We start from the raw sequence: 255 nt of genomic DNA on the forward strand, positions 1-255 counted from the left end.
CAGCGGTCTCGATGGCAGCGATCTGGTCGGTGGTCAAGCCGGCGGCCTGGGTCGAGCTCAGCGAGGCGACCTGGGTGGAGCTCAGCGCGGCGATGGCGTCGGTGGCCAGGGCGCCGATCTGGTCGGAGGCCAGGGCCCGCAGCTGGGTGCTGCTCAGGGCCTGCACGTCGGCGCTCTCCATGCAGGCGATCTGGCTGGTGGTCAGCGAGGCGAGCTGGGCCGAGGGCGCCGATCTGATCTGACCGCTGGTCAGCG

At 71.8% G+C, this 255-nt stretch carries 1 protein-coding gene; it reads right to left on the reverse strand.

Going from position 1 to position 255, the window contains the following annotated elements:
• A partial coding sequence (locus ACG00X_RS24165; RefSeq protein WP_394492387.1) for a hypothetical protein occupies positions 1–255 on the reverse strand: 255 nt, incomplete at both ends.

Origin of the sequence: Pelomonas nitida (genome assembly GCF_043555975.1) — a bacterium.
Classification (GTDB): domain Bacteria; phylum Pseudomonadota; class Gammaproteobacteria; order Burkholderiales; family Burkholderiaceae_C; genus Pelomonas; species Pelomonas nitida.